17 protein-coding genes are annotated in these 18,672 nt (G+C 64.7%); 7 read left to right on the forward strand and 10 right to left on the reverse strand.

Annotated elements, in window-relative coordinates; all coding sequences use genetic code 11:
- The first annotated feature begins 94 nt into the window (after window positions 1-94).
- The 3 genes from HWE17_RS02110 (at window position 95) to HWE17_RS02120 (ending at window position 4,092) form a co-directional block, all read left to right on the forward strand.
- Window positions 95-1,954: a M1 family metallopeptidase gene (locus HWE17_RS02110; protein ID WP_176387669.1), complete on the forward strand. Its 1,860-nt coding sequence runs from the start codon at window positions 95-97 to the stop codon at window positions 1,952-1,954.
- A 22-nt stretch (window positions 1,955-1,976) separates the two neighbouring features.
- Window positions 1,977-3,620 carry a serine hydrolase gene (locus HWE17_RS02115; protein ID WP_176387670.1) on the forward strand — a complete coding sequence of 548 codons (1,644 nt, stop codon included), beginning with the start codon at window positions 1,977-1,979 and terminating at the stop codon, window positions 3,618-3,620.
- A gap of 277 nt (window positions 3,621-3,897) precedes the next feature.
- Window positions 3,898-4,092, forward strand: coding sequence for a hypothetical protein (locus HWE17_RS02120; protein ID WP_176387671.1), 195 nt, complete (start codon window positions 3,898-3,900; stop codon window positions 4,090-4,092).
- A gap of 60 nt (window positions 4,093-4,152) precedes the next feature.
- Here the strand turns inward: HWE17_RS02120 and HWE17_RS02125 are convergent, their stop codons facing one another.
- Complete coding sequence (locus HWE17_RS02125; protein WP_176387758.1) at window positions 4,153-4,980, reverse strand: class I SAM-dependent methyltransferase; 828 nt, start codon at window positions 4,978-4,980, stop codon at window positions 4,153-4,155.
- 88 nt (window positions 4,981-5,068) lie between these two features.
- Window positions 5,069-5,728 carry a pyridoxamine 5'-phosphate oxidase family protein gene (locus tag HWE17_RS02130; protein WP_176387672.1) on the reverse strand — a complete coding sequence of 220 codons (660 nt, stop codon included), beginning with the start codon at window positions 5,726-5,728 and terminating at the stop codon, window positions 5,069-5,071.
- Window positions 5,729-5,837: 109 nt separating this feature from the next.
- Here HWE17_RS02130 and HWE17_RS02135 point away from each other — a divergent pair, with 109 nt between their 5' ends.
- Window positions 5,838-7,322 carry a PLP-dependent aminotransferase family protein gene (locus HWE17_RS02135; RefSeq protein WP_176387673.1) on the forward strand — a complete coding sequence of 495 codons (1,485 nt, stop codon included), beginning with the start codon at window positions 5,838-5,840 and terminating at the stop codon, window positions 7,320-7,322.
- A 10-nt stretch (window positions 7,323-7,332) separates the two neighbouring features.
- Here the strand turns inward: HWE17_RS02135 and HWE17_RS02140 are convergent, their stop codons facing one another.
- The 8 genes from HWE17_RS02140 to HWE17_RS02175 form a co-directional block, all read right to left on the reverse strand.
- On the reverse strand, window positions 7,333-8,112 hold the full coding sequence (locus tag HWE17_RS02140) for a spermidine synthase (protein WP_176387674.1): 780 nt from the start codon (window positions 8,110-8,112) through the stop codon (window positions 7,333-7,335).
- 59 nt (window positions 8,113-8,171) lie between these two features.
- Window positions 8,172-8,696 (reverse strand): FxDxF family PEP-CTERM protein, encoded by a 525-nt coding sequence (locus HWE17_RS02145; protein WP_099401279.1) that lies wholly within the window; start codon window positions 8,694-8,696, stop codon window positions 8,172-8,174.
- 238 nt (window positions 8,697-8,934) lie between these two features.
- Window positions 8,935-10,251, reverse strand: coding sequence for a PAS domain-containing sensor histidine kinase (locus HWE17_RS02150; RefSeq protein WP_255206082.1), 1,317 nt, complete (start codon window positions 10,249-10,251; stop codon window positions 8,935-8,937).
- 14 nt (window positions 10,252-10,265) lie between these two features.
- Window positions 10,266-11,618 (reverse strand): sigma-54 dependent transcriptional regulator, encoded by a 1,353-nt coding sequence (locus HWE17_RS02155; protein ID WP_176387676.1) that lies wholly within the window; start codon window positions 11,616-11,618, stop codon window positions 10,266-10,268.
- Window positions 11,619-11,646: 28 nt separating this feature from the next.
- Entirely contained in the window at window positions 11,647-12,885 is a 1,239-nt protein-coding gene (locus tag HWE17_RS02160; RefSeq protein WP_035823992.1) for an ABC transporter permease, read from the reverse strand.
- A 28-nt stretch (window positions 12,886-12,913) separates the two neighbouring features.
- On the reverse strand, window positions 12,914-14,236 hold the full coding sequence (locus tag HWE17_RS02165) for an ABC transporter permease (protein ID WP_035823994.1): 1,323 nt from the start codon (window positions 14,234-14,236) through the stop codon (window positions 12,914-12,916).
- A gap of 9 nt (window positions 14,237-14,245) precedes the next feature.
- Entirely contained in the window at window positions 14,246-14,962 is a 717-nt protein-coding gene (locus HWE17_RS02170; RefSeq protein ID WP_035823997.1) for an ABC transporter ATP-binding protein, read from the reverse strand.
- Between the two features lie 27 nt (window positions 14,963-14,989).
- The gene (locus HWE17_RS02175; protein WP_176387677.1) at window positions 14,990-16,255 is read right to left on the reverse strand and encodes an efflux RND transporter periplasmic adaptor subunit; all 1,266 of its coding nucleotides are present in this window, start codon (window positions 16,253-16,255) and stop codon (window positions 14,990-14,992) included.
- A gap of 207 nt (window positions 16,256-16,462) precedes the next feature.
- Here HWE17_RS02175 and HWE17_RS02180 point away from each other — a divergent pair, with 207 nt between their 5' ends.
- The 3 genes from HWE17_RS02180 (at window position 16,463) to HWE17_RS02190 (ending at window position 18,671) form a co-directional block, all read left to right on the forward strand.
- Complete coding sequence (locus tag HWE17_RS02180; protein ID WP_255206083.1) at window positions 16,463-18,028, forward strand: DNA mismatch repair protein MutS; 1,566 nt, start codon at window positions 16,463-16,465, stop codon at window positions 18,026-18,028.
- Between the two features lie 63 nt (window positions 18,029-18,091).
- A complete protein-coding gene (locus tag HWE17_RS02185; protein ID WP_035824003.1) occupies window positions 18,092-18,385 on the forward strand; it encodes a BrnT family toxin in 294 nt (97 codons plus the stop codon).
- Entirely contained in the window at window positions 18,375-18,671 is a 297-nt protein-coding gene (locus HWE17_RS02190) for a hypothetical protein (RefSeq protein ID WP_035824005.1), read from the forward strand. Before HWE17_RS02185 ends, HWE17_RS02190 begins: the two co-directional genes overlap by 11 nt.
- Window position 18,672 lies beyond the last annotated feature (1 nt).

The following is an 18,672-nucleotide window of genomic DNA, read 5'->3' on the forward strand; positions in this document are numbered from 1 at the left end:
GCTTTTTTCTGCCGGCCTGCGCCGGAAGTGCTATTCTGCGCGACGCCCCGGCGCACACGGACCGGGGCTTTCGCAAATCATTCAAAAGACGACCATGCAAACTTTGACCTTTCTGCGCGCGCTGGGCTGTGCGCTACTTTGCCAGGTAACCCTGGCAGCGCACGCCGACCCCCTCAGCTATGCGCGCTACGACCAGGTGCGCACGCGCGACCTGCAGCTGGACCTGAAAGCGGATTTCAAGCAAAAGACGCTGTCCGGCTATGCCGAGCTGTCCTTGAACTGGATCGATCCGGCGGCGCGCACTTTGGTGCTCGATACGCGCGATTTGTCGATCGCCAAGGTGCAGGTACAGGACAAGCGCGGCGCATGGCAGATGGCGCCGTACCAGCTGGACAAGGCCGACCCGGAAAAGGGCCAGGCGCTGCGCATCACCACCACGGGACAGCCGGGCAAGGTGCGCGTCTACTATCACACGGCGCCGAACGCCATCGCGCTTCAGTGGCTCACGCCGCAGCAAACCATGTCGGGCAAGCTGCCTTTCATGTTCAGCCAGTCGCAAAGCATCAACGCCCGCTCGTGGGTGCCGTCGCAGGATACGCCAGCCGTGCGTTTTACGTATAGCGCGCGTATCGATGCGCCTGCGGGCATGCGCGTCGTGATGAGCGCCGAGAACGATGAAAAGGCGACGGGCAAGGGCGGCTGGAAATTCAGGATGCCGCAGCCGATCCCATCGTATTTGCTGGCCATCGCCATCGGCGAACTGGAAGTGCGTAAACTCGGTCCCCGCTCCGCCGTGTATGCGGAACCGCCGCGCATCAAGGCGGCCGAATATGAGCTGGCCGACACGGAAAAGATGATACAGGCAGCCGAAGCGCTGTATGGTCCGTATGGCTGGGGGCGTTACGACATGATCGTGCTGCCGCCATCGTTCCCCTACGGCGGCATGGAAAACCCGCGCCTGACCTTCCTCACGCCGACCATGATCGCGGGCGACCGCAGCCTGGTCGACCTGATCGCGCATGAACTGGCCCACTCGTGGTCGGGCAACCTGGTCACCAACGCGTCGTGGAAGCACATGTGGCTCAACGAAGGCTTCACCACCTACGTCACCACGCGCATCGTCGAGCAGCTGTATGGCAGCGACGTGGCGCAGATGGGCGTGCAGGTCGACCAGGAAGAACTGGCCGCTGCGATCCGCGAACTGCCGGCGGCGAAAACGGCACTGATCACGCGCGATGCGGACGCCAACCCGGCCGAAACGTACACGGACGACGGCATCATCTACCCGAAAGGCGCCTGGTTCCTGGCCACCATGGAGCGTCGCGCCGGCCGCGCCGTGTTCGATCCCTTCCTGCGCGGCTGGTTCGACCAGCACGCGTTCCAGAGCGTGACGACGGAGCAGTTCATCGCCTACCTGCGCAAGAATTTGCTGGCGCAGCATCCGGACGTGATGCCGGAAGCGGAACTCGATGAATGGCTGTATGGCACGGGCGTGCCGGCCAGCGCGCAGCGCGTCGTTTCGCCGCGCCTGGCGCTGCTCGACCAGCACCGCGACGCCTGGTTGAAAGGCACATTGCCGACGAAAGACCTGGGCATGGACAAGTGGATCGCCATCGAATCGATGCACTTCCTGAACGACATCAACAACAAGGCCAGCGCGGCGCAATTGCGTGAGCTGGATCAGGCCTACGGCGTGGGCAAGAGCGGCAATAATGAAGTCGCGTACCGCTTTTACCTGGCCGCCGTGAACGCCGGCTACGACGTGCACCAGCCCTTGCAGACGTTCCTGATGAGCGTGGGCCGCCAGAAGTTCGTCGTGCCCCTTTACAGCGCCTTGATGAAGACGCCGCAGGGCCATGCCTGGGCCAAGGACGTGTATGCGAAAGCGCGCGAACGCTACCACCCGGTGACGCAGGAAAGCGTCGATAAATTGATGGCCGCGCAAGCGCATTGAACCTTCTTTGGACATCTTGACCATGCATACCATGAACCGTCTCGCCGCCGCCATCGTGCTGGCGTTTTCCAGCATCGCCGTGCCGGCGCTGGCTGTTGACGCGGCCCCCGTCGTTGCCGCCGCACCCACACCCGCATCCGCGCCTGCCTTCGATCTTGAGCGCGACGTCGCCACCGCCCTGAAAGTGTTCGACGTGCCCGGCATGGCGATCGCCATCGTCAAGGATGGCAAAGTCATCGCCGCCAAAGGCTTTGGCGTGCGCAAACTGGGCGAACCGGCGGCCGTCGATGCGCAGACCCTGTTTGAAGTGGCGTCGAACTCGAAAGGCTTCACGGCCGCCGCGCTGGCCATGCTGGTCGACGATGGCAAGCTGGCCTGGGACGATCCTGTCACCAAGCACCTGCCCGGCTTCCAGATGTACGATTCCTACGTGACGGGCGCCATGACCATCCGCGACCTGCTGACGCACCGCAGCGGCCTGGGCCTGGGCGCGGGCGACTTGCTGTGGTGGCCAACCACCACGTTCAGCACCGACGAGATCATCGAGAAGCTGCGCTACATCCGTCCGGCCACGAGTTTTCGCAACAGCTATGCCTACGATAACCTGCTGTATATCGTGGCCGGCAAGATCATCGCCGACAAGGCGGGGAAAAGCTGGGGCGAGGCCATGCATGAGCGCATCCTGGCGCCGCTGGGCATGACGGGCACCACCACCAGCCTGGCTGAAAATGCGGGCAAGCCCGACGTCGCCAGTGCGCACAGCAAGATCGACGGCAAGATCGCCGCCGTCAAATCGATGCCCGTGCCGAATGCCGTGGGCGCCGTCGGCATCAACACGAATGCGGAAGATATCGCCAAGTGGATGATGGTGCTGCTCGACGGCGGCAAGATCGCCGGCGTGAAGGACAAGGATGGCAAGGACGCGCGCCTGTTCAGCGAAAAGCAGGGCCGCGAAATGTGGACGGCGCAAACGCCGATCAAGATTTCCGAACCGAAGCCGGCGCTGGCCGCGACGAAACCGAATTTCAGCGCGTATGGCCTGGGCTTCCAGCTGCGCGACTACAAGGGCATGAAAGTGGCCATGCACGGCGGCGCGCTGCAGGGCTTTTATTCGCGCGTGGTGATGGTGCCGGAAGCGAAACTGGGCGTGGCCATTCTGACCAATGCGGAAAATGGCGGTTCCATGACGGCGCTGCAATGGCGCATCCTCGACCATTACCTGCAGGCGGCGCCGTCGGACTGGCTGGCGCTGGTGGCCAAGGTGGAGCAGGACCAGCATGCGGAAGAGGTGAAAAAGCAGGGCAAGGCGTCGAGCGCGCGCGCGGCGAAATCGCAGCCATCGCTGCCGCTGGCGGCGTACGACGGCGAGTATGAAGATGCCTGGTACGGCAAGGTCATCATCAAGCCCGAGGGGAAAAAGCATATCCTCAGCTTCACGCGCACGCCGGACCTGACGGGCGAGCTGGAACACTGGCAGCACGACACCTTCATCGTGCGCTGGAAAGAGCGCAATTTCAACGCCGATGCGTACGTGACGTTCTCGCTCAATCCCGATGGCAGCATCGACCGGGTAAAAATGGCGCCCGTGTCGGCCGAGACGGATTTCAGCTACGACTTCCAGGACCTGAGCCTGGTGCCGGTGAAGCCGAAGGAGGCGAAGAAATAAAAGGTCGATACCAAAACCGCAGCCTGGTCTGCGGTTTTTTTCGCCTGTTTCCATGCAAATGCGCGGCAGGAGGGCGGCGAGCCGGTTTTTATTCCATGAAATGGGATGAAAAAGAAACGTTATCTTGTTTTCTTGTTTGCGTATTTACTAACTTTTTAAGGTGGTACTATTTCCATGCGCCATGAAATTCGTCTGTCGACAGGCGGTTTCTGGCGGCTGACGTCTTTGTCTTCCAGTGGTTTATATAACGACTCAACTCTTTGGGAATGGGATAAAAATGATCAATGTGAAAAAAGCCGTATTTGTCTTTTGCGCCGCCGTTGGTTTTGCCGGCGCCATCAGTTCTTCCGCGTTTGCCCTGCCAACCCGTGAAACCTGCGAGGAAGCCTACACCGCCTGCGTAACGGATGGCGATGCCAATGCCTGCACCCTGGTCAAGCGCCTGTGCGGCGTGTACGGCATCTACCTGTAAGACGGCATTCCAATCCGTGGTCGGGCGGCGCGCCGGAGTGGTGCGCCGCCGTTTGTTTTGCTATGGCTTGACGAACTTCAGGGTCATGCGGTCGCTCTCGCCGATGGCCGTGTACTTGGCCCGATCCACGTCCTTGTTGGCGTAGGTCGGTGGCAGCGCCCAGACGCCGCCCTGGTGGTCCGCCTTGTCTTTCGGATTGGCGTTGATGTCCGACTTGGCCGCCAGTTTGAAGCCAGCGCCTTCGGCCAGCTTGATCACATACGCTTCATGCATGTAGCCGCTGCTGGCCGTGGCGTCCTGCGCCTGGCTCACCGGCAGGCGGTGCTCGACGACGCCGAATACGCCGCCTGGTTTCAGGCTGTCATACACTTCCTTGAACAGGGTCTGCATGCCCGCCTCGCCGATCGGTATCCAGTTGTGGATATTGCGGAAGGTGAGCACCATGTCGGCCGTGCCCTTGGGCGCGATGCGGTAGGTGGTCGGTGGCGCGAAGGCACCGAGTTCCACCTTGCCGAAGGCGGCTGGATTGGCGTCGAGTTTTTGCTGGAAGCGCGCCGCGCCACGGCGTGCGCCTTCGCTGGCGGATTGGGGATCGTTGCCGGCGGCGATCAGCTTGCCGTGGTCGCGCAGGTAGGGCGCCAGGATCTCCGTATACCAGCCGCCGCCAGGCGCCAGTTCCACCACCGTCATCGTCGGCTTGATGCCGAAGAACGTCAGCGTTTCATACGGGTGGCGGGCGCCGTCGCGCAGCGCGTTGGCCGGCGTGCGCGCACTGCCGGCGATGGCTGCTTTCAGGGCCGTGTCGCCCGCATCGGCGGCCAGTGCCGCGCCGCTGCCGCCACAGGCCAGCATGACCGTCAGGGCCGCGGCCAGGAATACTCGCTTCATCATCATATGCTCCATGCGTGATTGGATCGGTTGGTCAATTGGTGGCGATCGCCATCAACGCCGATCATCGGGCAAGCACGCTGGCCGGTCAAGCGGATTCCGTCCCCCATGCGGCGGCATACGCGGGCATCTCGCTGGTGTTGAGCGCATCGGCGATGGCCGCGCCACGGCCGTGCGTAAACGGCAGTTCGCCCGTCCAGGCGGCATGCGCCATGTCGTCCGCGTCGTCGAGCGGTCCGCCCTTGCGCTGCTTGACGGCGCATTCGTCGAGCGCGATGCGCAGCACGGTGGTGGCCGCGTATTCCTTGGCGCTGCCGCCGCGCACGTGCGCCAGGCGTCCCGGCGCCAGCTTCTCCATCAACGCATCCATCGCCGCATGCTGCTGGCCGATGTCGCTGACTTTTTCAAACTGCCCATACACCATCGCCGAGCGGTAGTTCATCGTGTGATTGAAGGCGGAGCGCGCCAATACCAGGCCGTCGAGATGGGTCACCGTCACGCATACGCCGGTTTCGCGCAGCAGCTGCTTGAGCATGCGGCTGCCGTTCGAACCATGGATGTACAGGTGGCCGCCGATGCGCCAGCAGGCGGTCGGGATGCAATGGTTTCCGTGTTCGTCGTGGAAGGCGATATGGCACAGGTAGGAGGCGTCGAGGATGGCGTACAGGGTGGCTTGCTCGTAGCTGGCCAGTTCGGCGACGCGGCGCACGCGGGTACGGGGGCTGGGGGGCAGGGCGGTAGCGGTCATGGCGGAAGTCCCGTTGGTTGAAGAGGAAGGCCGCACTATAATCGGCATCTGGCCCTGAAAAAAGATCCAGAAGTGAGAAATAATTTAGAGCCACAAGGTAAGGAGGCACATGGATTTTGCTTTGCTGCTGAACGCGTTCGAGTGCACGCACCGCGAGCGGGGCTGGCCGCGCCAGCGCCTGCTGCATGAATGCCTGCGCGCGGCGATCCGCGGGGGACAGCTGGCGCCCGGCACGCGTCTGGCCGCCACGCGCGTGCTGGCCGCCGAACTGGGGTTGGCGCGCAATACCGTGCTGTACGCCTACGAGCAATTGGCCAGCGAAGGGTTTGTCTTGCCGGACCGGCGCGGCACCGTCGTCGCTGGCAGCGCCGGGGTGCCGGTGGCATCGTCGGTGAGCGGTGGCCATGATGGATTATCGCGCCGGGCCCGGCATTTGCGCGGCGTGTCGGGACAGGATGCCAGCGCGGCGCTGGTGTTTCCCGCCGACGCCATGGGGGCGTTCGCGCCCGGCGTGCCGGCGCTCGACGAATTCCCGCTGGCGCAGTGGCGCCGCATGCTGGACCGCGCGTGGCGCGCGCTGACGCCGCGCCAGCTCAATTACGGCGACCCTGCCGGCGAGCCGCAACTGCGCATGGCCATCGCCGAGCATTTGCGCGCCGCGCGCGGCGTCGTCTGCGATGCGGGCCAGGTGTTCATCACGGACGGCACGCAGAGCAGCCTCGATGTTTGCCTGCGCGCCTTTGCCGACCAGGGCGACACCTTGTGGATCGAGCATCCCGGCTATGGCGGCGCGCTGGCGGCGGGCCGTGGCGCCGGCATGCAGGTGGCTGGCATCGCCGTTGACATGGATGGTATCGCGCCGACGGATGACGACTGGCGCGACACGCCGCCGCGCCTGATCTACACGACGCCGTCGCACCAGTATCCGACGGGCAGCGTGCTCAGTCCCGCGCGCCGCATGGCGCTGCTCGAACGCGCCCGCGCGGCCGGCGCGCTGATCATCGAAGACGATTACGACAGCGAGTTTCGCCATGGCGGCCCGCCTCTGGCCGCCATGCAGGGACTGGTGGCAGACGCCCCCGTCGTGTACCTGGGTACCTTCAGCAAGACCATGTTTCCCGCCTTGCGCATCGCCTTTATCGTCGTGCCGGCCGCTCTGGCCGTGGCCTTCGCGCAGATGCAGGCGCAGGGCGCCGCGCGCGGACGCGTGGCCGAACAGCTGGCGCTGGCCGAGTTCCTGCGCAGCGGCCTGTTTGCGCGCCACGTGCGCCGCATGCGCCGCCTGTATCGCCAGCGCCGCGATGCCTTGAGCGAAGCCCTGCAGCGCCATGCGTGTGGCGGCGCGGCCATCCATGGCGGCACGGCCGGCATGCACCTGGCGCTGCGTTTTCACGATCGCGCATGGGATGACCTGGCGCTGAGCAGCAGCGCCGCGCAGGACGGCATCGTGGCGCTGGCCCTGTCCGCGCATGGCACGGGCGAGGGGACGGGAGAAGAGCCAGGCTGGAACGGTTTCCTGCTCGGTTATGCGCAGGTGCCGGCCGAACACATGGATGGCCTGGCGCGTCGGCTGGGCGCGCTGCTGCCGGCGTGATGCAGCTATGTTATTGCTGATCCTGCATCCACTGCTTCAAGCCGTTGACCCAGTTCTTGGCGGGCAGGTTGAACTGCTTCTTGATGGTGGCGGCGCGTTCGTATAGCTCGCTGAAGTCGAGCGATGGCGATTTTTTGAAGGCCAGTACGACGATGTTTTCATCTTCCACTTCCGGCACCCACACGACGGCGTCGAAGACCAGCTCCATCGCCTGCAAATTTTTGTCGTAGTTGGGGAAGTCGCCGAAGACATTCGTGCACATGATGCCGTCGTCCGTCAGGCAGTCGAAGCAGGCCTGGTAGAACTCGGGCGTGTCGAGCACGGGGCCGCGCGCGTCCTCGTCGTACAGGTCCACTTGCAGCGCGTCGACCGTGCCGTGATTGGCCGGATCGAGCACGAAGTCGAGCGCATTCATTTCACGCACATCGAGGCGTGCGTCGTTCGGCGGCAGCGCGAACTGGGCGCCGCAGATGGCGATCACGTTCGGATTGAGTTCGATGGCCGTGACCGAGGCGTCGGGGAAGCGGCGGTAGCTGAACTTGGTCAGCGCGGCGCTGCCCAGGCCCAGCTGCACGATGCGTCTGGGCTGCGTCTTGAACAGCATCCACATCATCATCATCTGCACGTATTCGAGCTCGATGGCGTCGGGCTTGTCCAGGCGCATGGCGCCCTGCACCCATTTGGTTCCCAGGTGCAGATAGCGGATGCCACGGTGTTCGGTGGTGGTGGCCGGCGGGTGGCCGGGGTGGCTGAAAGCGGTATGGCTGGTGGAGGTAAAGTCGGTCGTCATGGCGCCAGTTTAGCAGCCGGCCGAAAAAAAGACGCCGTAGCGTCTTTTGGGTGGGGAGCTCAAGATTGCTTGCGGCGCCGTGCCAGGAAGCCCAGTACGCCCAGGCCGGCCAGCAGCATGCCATACGTTTCCGGTTCGGGAACGGGGGCCAGGTTCAGGTTGAAGGTGCCGCCATAGCTGCCGCCATTGCTGTTGCCCATGACGGTGAGGACCATCGGACCGTTGAACAGCAGGCTGGTTTGCGCCAGCACTTCGCCCTGGGCATAGCCGAAGACGGTGGGGCCGCCAAAACCCGTCAGGGCGATGCCGTTCAGGTCGGCGCCGCTGAAGTTGATGGAGGCCGCATCGCTGCCCGTGACCGACAGGTTGGCCAGGAAGGCTTGCGCGGTCGAGCCGAAAGTCGCGTCGGGAGTGAAGGTGAAGGTGTCGGTAAATTCACCGAGCGGATTGGGCGTGGCGTTGAAGCCGCCCGTCCACAGGTTGCCGGTGGTGTTGCTCAGGTCCACGTTGTACGCTGTCGCCTGCGCTACGCCGATGGAAGCTGCGCTCAGGAGCGCCACTGCGATGAGTGATTTCAGTTTCATTTTTATCCCCGCGAAAAAACGATTGATGTTTCAAAAAAACCGTGCCGCTCAGATAAATTATCGCCAGGACATTTCATTGTCAATGAGCTATTTTTATATCATTATGCAAACTTAAATAGCTTATTTCTAACACACGGGCATGGCGCTCGCGATGTTGCAATATTAAAAACTCTAATTGTCAATATAATACTGAAAAATAATTGCGGAGCATGTGATCAAAAATTCGTTGCACGGGAAATTAATTTCCAGTCAGTAATGGAAGGATCAAGGTCACCGCCAGGCCGCCGCCCTCGCGGTTGGCCAGGGTGATGCGCCCGCCATGGGCTTCGGCGATTTCGCGCGCCAGGGCCAGGCCCAGTCCCGTGCCGCTGCGCTTGGTGGAATAAAACGGCACCAGCGCGTTTTCCAGCACGGCGCCGCTCATGCCCGGGCCACGGTCGCGCACTTCGATGCGCAGCTGCCCTTGCGCCAGGCTGACGTGCAGGCCGATGTGCTCCTCACGCGAGCCCGATTCCAGTGCATTCTTGAGCAGGTTCAGCAGCGCCTGCTGCATTTGCGCCGCATCGAACACGGCCTCCTGGGCGGGTGGTATGCAGTCGAGCGTGAAGGCCGCCTGCGAGGCCAGGCCGTCGAGGAACGGCTGCCACTCGCACGGCGCCAGGCGCGGCGTGGGCAGCTTGGCAAAGCGCGCATAGCCGAGGATGAAGGTTTCCAGGTGGCGCGTGCGTTCCTCGATGGTGGCGAGGATTTGCGGCAGGCGTTCGGTCTGGCCGCGGCGTACCAGCTCGGCGCCGGAATGGGCCAGCGAGGCCAGCGGCGCCAGCGAGTTGTTGAGCTCATGGCTGATGACGCGGATGACTTTTTTCCAGGTCTGCACTTCCTGGCGCCGCAGTTCCAGGGTCAGCTGGCGCAACAGCAGCAGTTCGTGCTTGCGCCCGTTCAGGCTGAAGCTGCGCCGCGCCAGGTGATACACCTCTTCCTGCTCCCCCTCGCCGCTGGTAAACAAGCCATCGCTGGCGCGCGCCAGCGCTTCGGCCAGGGCCGGTGATGCCTCGCGCACGATATCGGCCAGGTGGCGCCCTTCGAGCCGGCGGCCGTGGTGCAGCAGCTGGCGCGCGGCCAGGTTGGCGTAGACGATGGCGCTGCCCTCGGCCACCAGCAGCATGGCCACCGGCGTGTTTTGCACCATGGTGTCGAGCAGCAGTTCGCGCTGCACCAGCTCCAGGCGCTGCTTGCGCAGCACGTCGCCCAGCGCATTGTGGGCCGCCACCAGGTCGGCCAGTTCATCGTTCTGCGGCCAGCGCAGGCTGAAGCCGAAGTCGCCGTCCTGGTAGCTCGTCACCGTGCCGCTCAAGGCGCGAAACAGCGACAGCATCGATTGCAGCTGCGCGCGGATGGTAATGACGGCCACCGGCAGCACGCACAACAGGGTACCGGCCAGCACCAGCAGCGGCTGGCCCGGCAAAAAATGCGCGAGCAGCAGGGCGATGACGATGCCCAGCACCAGCAGGGTGACGATCAGCGCCGTCCAGCGCGTGAGCAGGGAGAGGCGCATGGGACGGTAGGCCATCAGCCGCGCGCGATGCCCAGGCGTTCCATGCGCCGGTACAGGGCCTGGCGCGACAGCCCCAGTTCCTGCGCCGCCTGCGCCACCACGCCGTGCGCGCGCGCGAGCGCCGCGGTGACGCTGTCGCGGTCCGGCTCCGTCGCGGCGCCATCGTGCGGCGCGCGCGGCGATGGCATCCCCGCCAGCGGCAAGCCCGTTTCCTGCGCGCCGATCACCGGGCCGGCCGTCAGCAGGCTGGCGCGCTGCATGACGTTTTTCAGTTCGCGCACGTTGCCTGGCCAGCCGTGCGCCAGCAGGGTCGCCTGCGCTTGCGCGTCCAGGGTTTTGTCACTGCCCAGGAAGTGCCGCGCCAGCACCAGGATGTCGAGCGGACGCTGGGCCAGCGGCGGCAGGCGCAGTTCGATCACGTTGAGGCGGTAGAAAAGGTCTTCGCGAAACGTGCCGGCCTTGATCATCGCCGGCAGGTCGGCGTTGCTGGCGCTGATGACGCGCACTTTCACTTGCCGTTCGCGGTTCGAGCCGAGGCGCTCGAAGCGTCCCGTTTCCAGCACGCGCAGCAGTTTCATTTGCCCGGCCAGCGGCAGGTTGCCGATCTCGTCGAGGAACAGGGTGCCGCCATCGGCCGCGTCGAACTTGCCGTCGCGCGCGCGCGTGATGCCCGTGTAGGCGCCCGCTTCCGCGCCGAACAGTTCCGCCTCGATCAGCTCGACCGGCACGGCGCCGCAATTGAGCACGACGAAGGGGCCGCCGGCGACCTGGGAATTGGCTTGCACGATGGCGGCGATGCGCTCCTTGCCGCTGCCGTTCGGCCCCGAAATGAGCACGGGCACGTCGGCCCGCGCCACCTGGCACGCCAGGTGCACGACGCGCTCCGTGGCCGGGTCTTGCCACACCATGCCGCGCAAGTCGAAGTCGTGTTCCAAGGCGTGGCGCTGGCGCTGCTCGGCCACCACGCGCTGGCGCAGCGCGCGGTTGGCCTGTCCCAGTTCCAGCAGGTTCTGCACGGAAGCGATCAGACGCCGGTCATCCCATGGCTTGGCCAGGTAGTCGGCCGCGCCCGACTTGATCAGGTCGACGGCCGCGTCGAGCTGGGTCCAGGCCGTCAGCAGGATCACGGGCAGGTCCGGGTAGCGCGCGCGGATGGCGTGGAACAGCGCGCTGCCTTCCTCGCCCGAGGTGGTGTCGGCCGTGAAGTTCATGTCCTGCACCACCAGGTCGATGGCGTGGCGCTCGAGCAGCTGCAAGCCTTCCTCGGGCGAGGCGGCGCGCACGGCGTCGATCTCGTGCAGGGAGAACAGCACGTCGAGCGCGATGGCCACGGCGGCATTGTCGTCAATAATCAGTACGGTAGGCATGCGCGCAGCATATCACTCAGGTGCCGGCTCAGGTACTGCGGGTGGCAGTGGCCGGCGAAATGCTGGCCGCGCGCCAGGCCGGGCCGTACACGGCGCCCACGCCCAGCAGCCAGAACACGAGCGCGCCGGCCAGCAGATAGACGGGTGGCAGGCGGGCCATTTCCAGCTGGCTGACCAGCAACTGGTTCAAGCCCAGGGCCAGCAGCACGCCGCAGGCCACGCCGACGCTGGTGATCATGAAATTCTCCGTCAAAAAATAGCGCAGGATGTCGACGCGGCGGGCACCGAGCGCGCGCCGCACACCGATCTGCTTGCGGCGCTGCGTCACCCACAGGCTGGCGATGCCGACGATGCCGCTGGCCGTCACCAGCAGCAGCAGGGTCGACACGGCGATCAGCATCCATGACAGGCCGCGGTCGGCCCGGTAGCGTGACGTGCGGTGCTTTTCCAGGGTATCGGTGCGTACCAGCAGGCGGTCGCTGGTGGCAGTGCGGATGGCTTGCTCGGCCTCCTTCATCAGACGGTCGCGCTGGCCCGGTTCGGCGCGCACCGCATACAGCAACGAATCGCGTCCGCCCGTCAGGCGCGCCGGCATCAGGATCGAATATTCGCCTTCGGCCTTGACCTGGCCCACCTGCGTCTGCAGCCGTTCAACGACGCCGACCACGCGCAGTTCGGGATCATCGGCCCCGTTGCCCCGGTACAGCGTCTTGCCGACAAAGCTGGTTTCGCCGGGCCAGATTTTTTGCGCCGCGGCGAGCGTCACGATGGCCACCGTGGGGTAGCGGTCGTCGACATCTTCATCGATCTCGGGTACCTCCTCAGGCAGGAAGTCGCGTCCTTCCACCAGCTTCAAGCCATAGGTCTTGACCAGGGCATCGGGGGTGACGTAGGTCGAGATGTTGGCGCTGGGCGTGACCTGGCTGCGCTTGGCCGACACGCTGGTGGAGTTGCCGGAGCGCGACAGCACCGCCTGCGACGTTTGCGCCACCGACAGCACGCCCGGCAAGGCGCGCAGCAGGGCCGCCTGGCGCTTCTGTTCGGACAGCTGGCGCTGGTGGTTGCCGCGGTTCATGTTCTGGATATGGACATAAAAAATATCGTTTTCAGCGGCCACGCCGGTGGGCCGCGCGGCCACGGCCTGGCGCAGGTTGACGATGTGCAGGGCATTGGCCAGGATGGCCAGGCTGATCGCGATCTGCACGGCCACCAGGATGGCGCCGGTTTTGCTGCGCATCAGCGCCGACAGGATGGGACGGATTTCCATGCTGGACCTCATGTTGTGTAAAGGATGTTCATTGGGATTTGAGCTGGATCGCCGGCGTCACCTGGCAGGCGCGCCAGGTGGGCAGCAGGCCGGCCAGCAGGGCCGCCAGCACCGACATGGCAAACGTCAGCAACAGCATCGGCACATCCATGTGCGCCACGGTGCCCAGTTCCTTCGACTGCTGGCTGACTACGGCCAGCGCGCCAAACGCCAGCAGCAGGCCGATCACGCCGCCGGCCAGGCCGATCACGCCGCTTTCGATCAGGAACTGGCGGAAGATGTCGCGCCGCGTGGCGCCCAGCGCGCGGCGGATGCCGACTTCACTGGCGCGCACGGAAAACTTTGCCAGCAGCAGGCCGATGGTGTTGACCAGGCATAGCAGCAGAAAGCCGAAGGCCAGCCAGGCCGCCAGCTTGTTGTCGTTGTCGACCACCTTCAGGAAGGCCATCCATTCGTTCAGGTCGTACAGCTTGTTGGGCGCATTGCGCATCATGCGTCCCAGCTTGCGCTGCTCGCCCGCATAGGCATCCAGATACTGCTGCAACTGGCCACGCTCGCCGCTGCTGGCCATCTCGAACCAGAACTGCAGCCAGGTGCAGCCCGAAGCGAGCCTGCCCTGGTAGCCGGGTGCGTTATTGTCGCCGTTGCAGCTCATGCCGCCGTCGTGTTCCGTCTCGTGGCGAATCGCGCTGGCAAACGGAATGAAGAATTCGTCTTCCGCGCCGAAAGCGCCCTTGCTGCCGATGATGCGGTGCGGGCGTGGCACCACGTCCCAGGTCGCCAGGACACCCGTCACCATGTAGGGCCGGCCCAGCACCGTCACGCGCTGGCCGACCGGGTTGTTCGAGCCCACCAGTTTTTCAGCCAGCGCGCGGCTCAGGACGATCACGTCGGCGCCGCTGGCGTCATCGGCTTCGCTCCACGGCTGGCCGTACAGGAAGGGGGCGTCGAACATGCTGAAAAAATCGCGCGTGGGCGCAATGCCCTGGGCATTGAAAGACCCGATATCCTTGCGTGCCGGCTCGACCGGACCGGCCACGCCGTACATGACGGTGCGGCGCACGCCCATCTTGCTGGCCATGAAATTGCGCGCATCGATATAGCTCATCTGGGCTTGCGAGAAGCCGGGCTTGTCGCCGGGGACGTAGCCTTTGACGGGCAGGATGTCGATCATCGGCACGAACATGCGGTCGCTCTTGTGCGGCAGCGGATCGCCCGACATGGCGTGCAGGATGGTGACGGTGGAGACGCTGGCGGCCACGCCGACGGCCAGGGTCAGCACCATCAGCGCCGTCAGGGCGCGGTTGCGGCGCAGGCTGCGCAGGCCCAAGGTGAAATAGTAGCGGAACATGGTTTCTCCTTACGCTGTCACGGGGTGCTGCGGCCTGGCCGACAGCGTGGCGCGGTGCTGCACCAGATCCGACACCTGGCCGTCGATGATGTGCACATTGCGCTGGCTGCGCAGCGCCAGTTCCGGATCGTGGGTGACCATCAGGATGGTGGTGCCTTGCGCGTTGATGTCTTCGAGCAGTTCCATCACGCCGCGCGCCATCTGCGTATCGAGGTTGCCCGTCGGTTCATCGGCCAGCAGCAGCTTGGGCGAGCCGGCCAGCGCGCGCGCGATCGCCACGCGCTGCTGCTGGCCGCCCGACAATTCGGCCGGATAATGCTTCATGCGCGACGCCAGTCCCACCTTGGCCAGCGCTTCTTCGATGCGCTCCTTGCGTTCGGCGCGGTTGAAGCCCCGGTAGCGCAGCGGCACGTCGACGTTGTCGAACAGGGACAGGTCGGGAATCAAGTTAAAACCCTGGAAGATGAAGCCGAGTTTTTCATTGCGCAGGCGCGAGCGGGCATTGTCGTCCATGCCCCGGACGTTGACGCCGTCGAGGATGTATTCGCCGTCCGTGAATTCCTCGAGCAGGCCGGCGATGTTCAGGAAGCTCGTCTTGCCCGAGCCGGACGGCCCCGTGACGGTGACGAATTCACCTTGTCGCACATGGATGTCGAAGCCGCGCAGCGCGTGGGTTTCGATCATGTGGGTGCGGTAGACTTTGCTCAGGTTTTGCATGCGCAGCATGGAGGACTCCTGGTTGGATGAGTGTTGTTAATTGAGCGAGACGCGGGCAGCGTTCTCGAAGTTTTCCGTGCCGGCGACGACCACCTTGTCGCCCAGCTTCAGGCCGTCGAGGATTTCCACGGCCGACACGCTGGTCGCGCCCAGCTTGATCGGTGTGCGCATCGCCACGCCATCGCGCACGACGTAGGCGAAACGGCCGCCTTCGGCTTCGACGAAGGAGCCGCGCGCCAGCATCAGCACATTCGGTTTTTCATCGATCAGCAGGCGCGCCGCCACGCGCTGGTTCTGGCGCAGGCCGGCCGGCTGCTCGCCGTCGAAACGCACGCGCGCCAGCACCTGGTTTTTCACCACTTCCGGCGACAGCGCCGACAGCTTGCCGGTCGCCTTGATGACGCCCGTTTCGATCTCGGCGCGCATGCCCAGGCCGATGTCGGCCACATACGTTTCCGGCACCTCGAGCTCGATTTCCAGCTGCGACAGGTCGACCAGGGTCATCAGGGCCGTGTTGGCTTGCACCACGCTGCGGTTGGCCACCGACAGGGTGCCGATGAAGCCGTTGACGGGCGCGCGCACGGTCAGCTCGTCGACCCGGCGCTGGGCATTGTCGCGGCTCAGGCGCTGGCGTTCGAGTTCATTGCTTTTTGTTTTCAGGGCCAGGGTCACGTCTTCGCTTTCCAGGCCTGCCGCCTGCGAAGCGTGCTTGCTGCGGATATCGGCCGAATTCAAGGCATCCTTGGCCTTCTGGTAATCGATCTTGGCGATGATGCCCACCTGCGCCACGCTTTCGTAGCGTTCCAGCGTGCGCTGCGCGGACAGGCGCTCGATTTCGGCCGTATCGGCTTCGCGCCGCGCCAGCAGTTTCTGCTTCTTGGCCAGGATCTGCTGGCGCGCCACTTCCGCCTCCAGCTGCTGCACGCTCGATTGTTCGCGCTTGAGCGCGTCGGACAGGTCCGGCGACTCCAGCACGGCCAGGATGTCGCCCTTTTTCACCGTGTCGCCCGCCTTGGCTTTCAGCGTGACGGTGGCCACCGTGGTCGAATAAAGGGTCGGGCTGATCGAGGCGACCACGCGGCCAGTGACGGCCGCGTCGCGGATCAGGGTGCCGCGCGTGACCTCGGCGATGCGCAGGCGGCTGCTGTTGACGGAATGCTCGCTGTTGCGCCAGCCGGCAACGACAGCGATGGCGGCACCGATGACGATGACGGCGCCGGCCAGCAGCAGGGCGCGTCGCTTGTGGCGCTGGCCCGGCGGGGCGGTCAGTACGGCGTCTTGGGAGGAAGTATCGCGGATCATGGTCATGTCTCGTGAAGGATGCGTTTTCCAATGCACGATTCGTGCCAGTTGTTAAGTCATTGATTTGAATGGAAAAAAATTCTCGTGTCCGGCTGTCCGAAGTGTCCGCGCTGTCCAGCATGTCCGTCCGCGCAAGTTGTGCTTGATAAATTGGCAATCGCCTGCATCTGCTGTGGCGACTCCTTTTTTGACTCTTCCCCAGGCGCCATGCATCCGTTCCTCCAGCAACTTTTCCCTGCCCGTGCCTTGGCGCCAGCGCTCGACTATCCTTTTGCGCGCAGCGACGTGGCGATGCTGCAACGGCTGACGGGCGAGGCGCCAGCGCTCGACGGCCAGACCTGGAATGAGCTGCTGCTCGACCAGTATGCGTCGCAACTGGCGCGCGAGACCAGCATCTTCGGCCAGCAGGAGCTGCACCGGCGCCTGAGCGGCGGCCAGGCCGATCCGGCCTCCATCGCGCGCGTCCGGCGATTGCTGGACGAGCCGGCCCAGGCGGCCAGCCTGCAGCAAGCCTGCCGTCCCTTGCGCCAGGCCGATACGGAAGTGAGCGAGACCCTGTTCGGTGCGGCGCTGCCGCCGGCGCCATGGTGGGGTGCCTGGCTATGGCTGGTGCCGCTGGCCTTGTTGCTGGCCATCGCCGCCAGCTGGTTGGCAGGTTGGCCGGCGCTGTTTGGCGTGCTGGCCGCCTGTGTTGCGCTGATGACCGTGCAAGTGCGTTTTTACGAAAGCGCCAAGCTGTGGGAACGCACGCTCGATACTTTGCGCCACCTGCTGAAAACCCGTGCCGCGCTGGTGCGGCTCGATGTGCCGGCAGCCTCGTCATTGGCTGCCGGTAGCGCGCAGGCGGCCAGGCTGACGCGCGCCATCGAGCGCTCGTTGCTGCATTACGTGCCCTTCATCGATACGCTGCTGGTCGAATATGGCGACTGGCTGCTGCTGAAAAACGTCAAGCGCTATTTCCGCACGCGCCAGCTGGTGGCGCGGCAGCTGCCCTTCCTGCGCGAGACCTTTACCCAGGTGGCCCAGCTGGAAGCGGACCTGGCGCTGGCGCGGCAGCTGCGTGCGGCCCCCGTGTTTTGCTGGGCGGGCACCGCGGCGCCGCGCGCGCTGGCCTTGCAGGGTATGCGGCATCCCTTGCTGGAGAATGCCGCGCCGCTGTCGTTCGGCGTGCAGGGCAAGGGCTGCTTTATCTCCGGCCAGAACGGTATCGGCAAGAGCACCTTGCTGCGTTGCATAGGCCTGAACCTGGTCTGCGCGCGGGCCTTTGGTTTCTGTTATGCGGACAGCGCCGATGTGCCGCACCTGGTCGTGTATGCGAGCATGCAGAATGAAGACTCGCTCGATGGCGGCGAAAGTTTGTATATCGCCGAATTGCGGCGCGCGCGCGAATTGCTGGCGCTGGCCGAGGAGGGCGCGCCGGCCCTGTTCCTGATCGATGAAATCTTCCGCGGCACGAACCACCTCGAGTCGGTGGCGGCGGCGGCCGCCGTGCTGCACTCCCTGGCCGCGCGCCACCTGGTGATCGTCTCGTCGCACAACCTGGTATTGGGGCCGCTGCTGGAAGACTGCCTGGCGCCATGGTGCGTGCGCCGCGATGACGCCGGCGCGCTGCTGCTGGCGCCCGGCGTGCTGCAAGCAACGAATGGCATCGCCCTGCTGGCCCAGCGCGGTTTCGACGCCGGCATCGCGGACAAGGCCGGCCGCGTCTTCGACTGGCTCAGCACGCACATGGCGCAGCCGGCCGATTGCGGTGGCGTGCTGGACATGGCTTGAGGACATGCGCTCCCACGTGATGGTTTGTATTGACATCGTCAATACGTATGCTAATCTTTTTAAATGGACGTGCACTTCACCCTGGGGGCTGATGCGTTTGTATGGGATGCTGCCAAGGCGCAGCTGAACCAGCGCAAGCACGGTATCCGGTTCGAGGAGGCTGCGCAGGTATTTGGCGACCCGCTGCTGGTGCTGGTGGAAGCCTCGCGTAATCAGGAGGCACGCGATGCCGCCATCGGTTTCGATGCTGCCGGGCGGCTGCTGTTCGTGGTACATGTCGAGATTGAGGACGTCGCCATCCGCATTATTTCCGCCCGTATGGCGGATCACAAGGAGGAAACTGCATATGCTGTCTGACCGCTTGAAAACCCGCCTGGCGAAAGATCGCCCCATGACGTCGATTACCTTGCGCATTCCGGTCGACGTGGTGGACGCCATGAAAGAGATCGCGCCATTACGCGGCTTTGCCGGTTATCAAACGCTGTTGAAGGCCTATCTGAGCGACGGCTTGCGCCGCGATGAGGCGCAACTGGCGCAGGGCTCGACGGCGCGGCTGATCGCGGCGCTGAAAAAGCGCGGCGTGCCGGAGGCTTTGCTGCGCGATGCCGAGCGCGATGCCGAACGCCATTCCGCGGCGGCCTGAC

It is taken from the genome of Janthinobacterium sp. BJB401 (assembly GCF_013372745.1).
Taxonomy (GTDB): Bacteria; Pseudomonadota; Gammaproteobacteria; order Burkholderiales; family Burkholderiaceae_D; genus Janthinobacterium; species Janthinobacterium rivuli.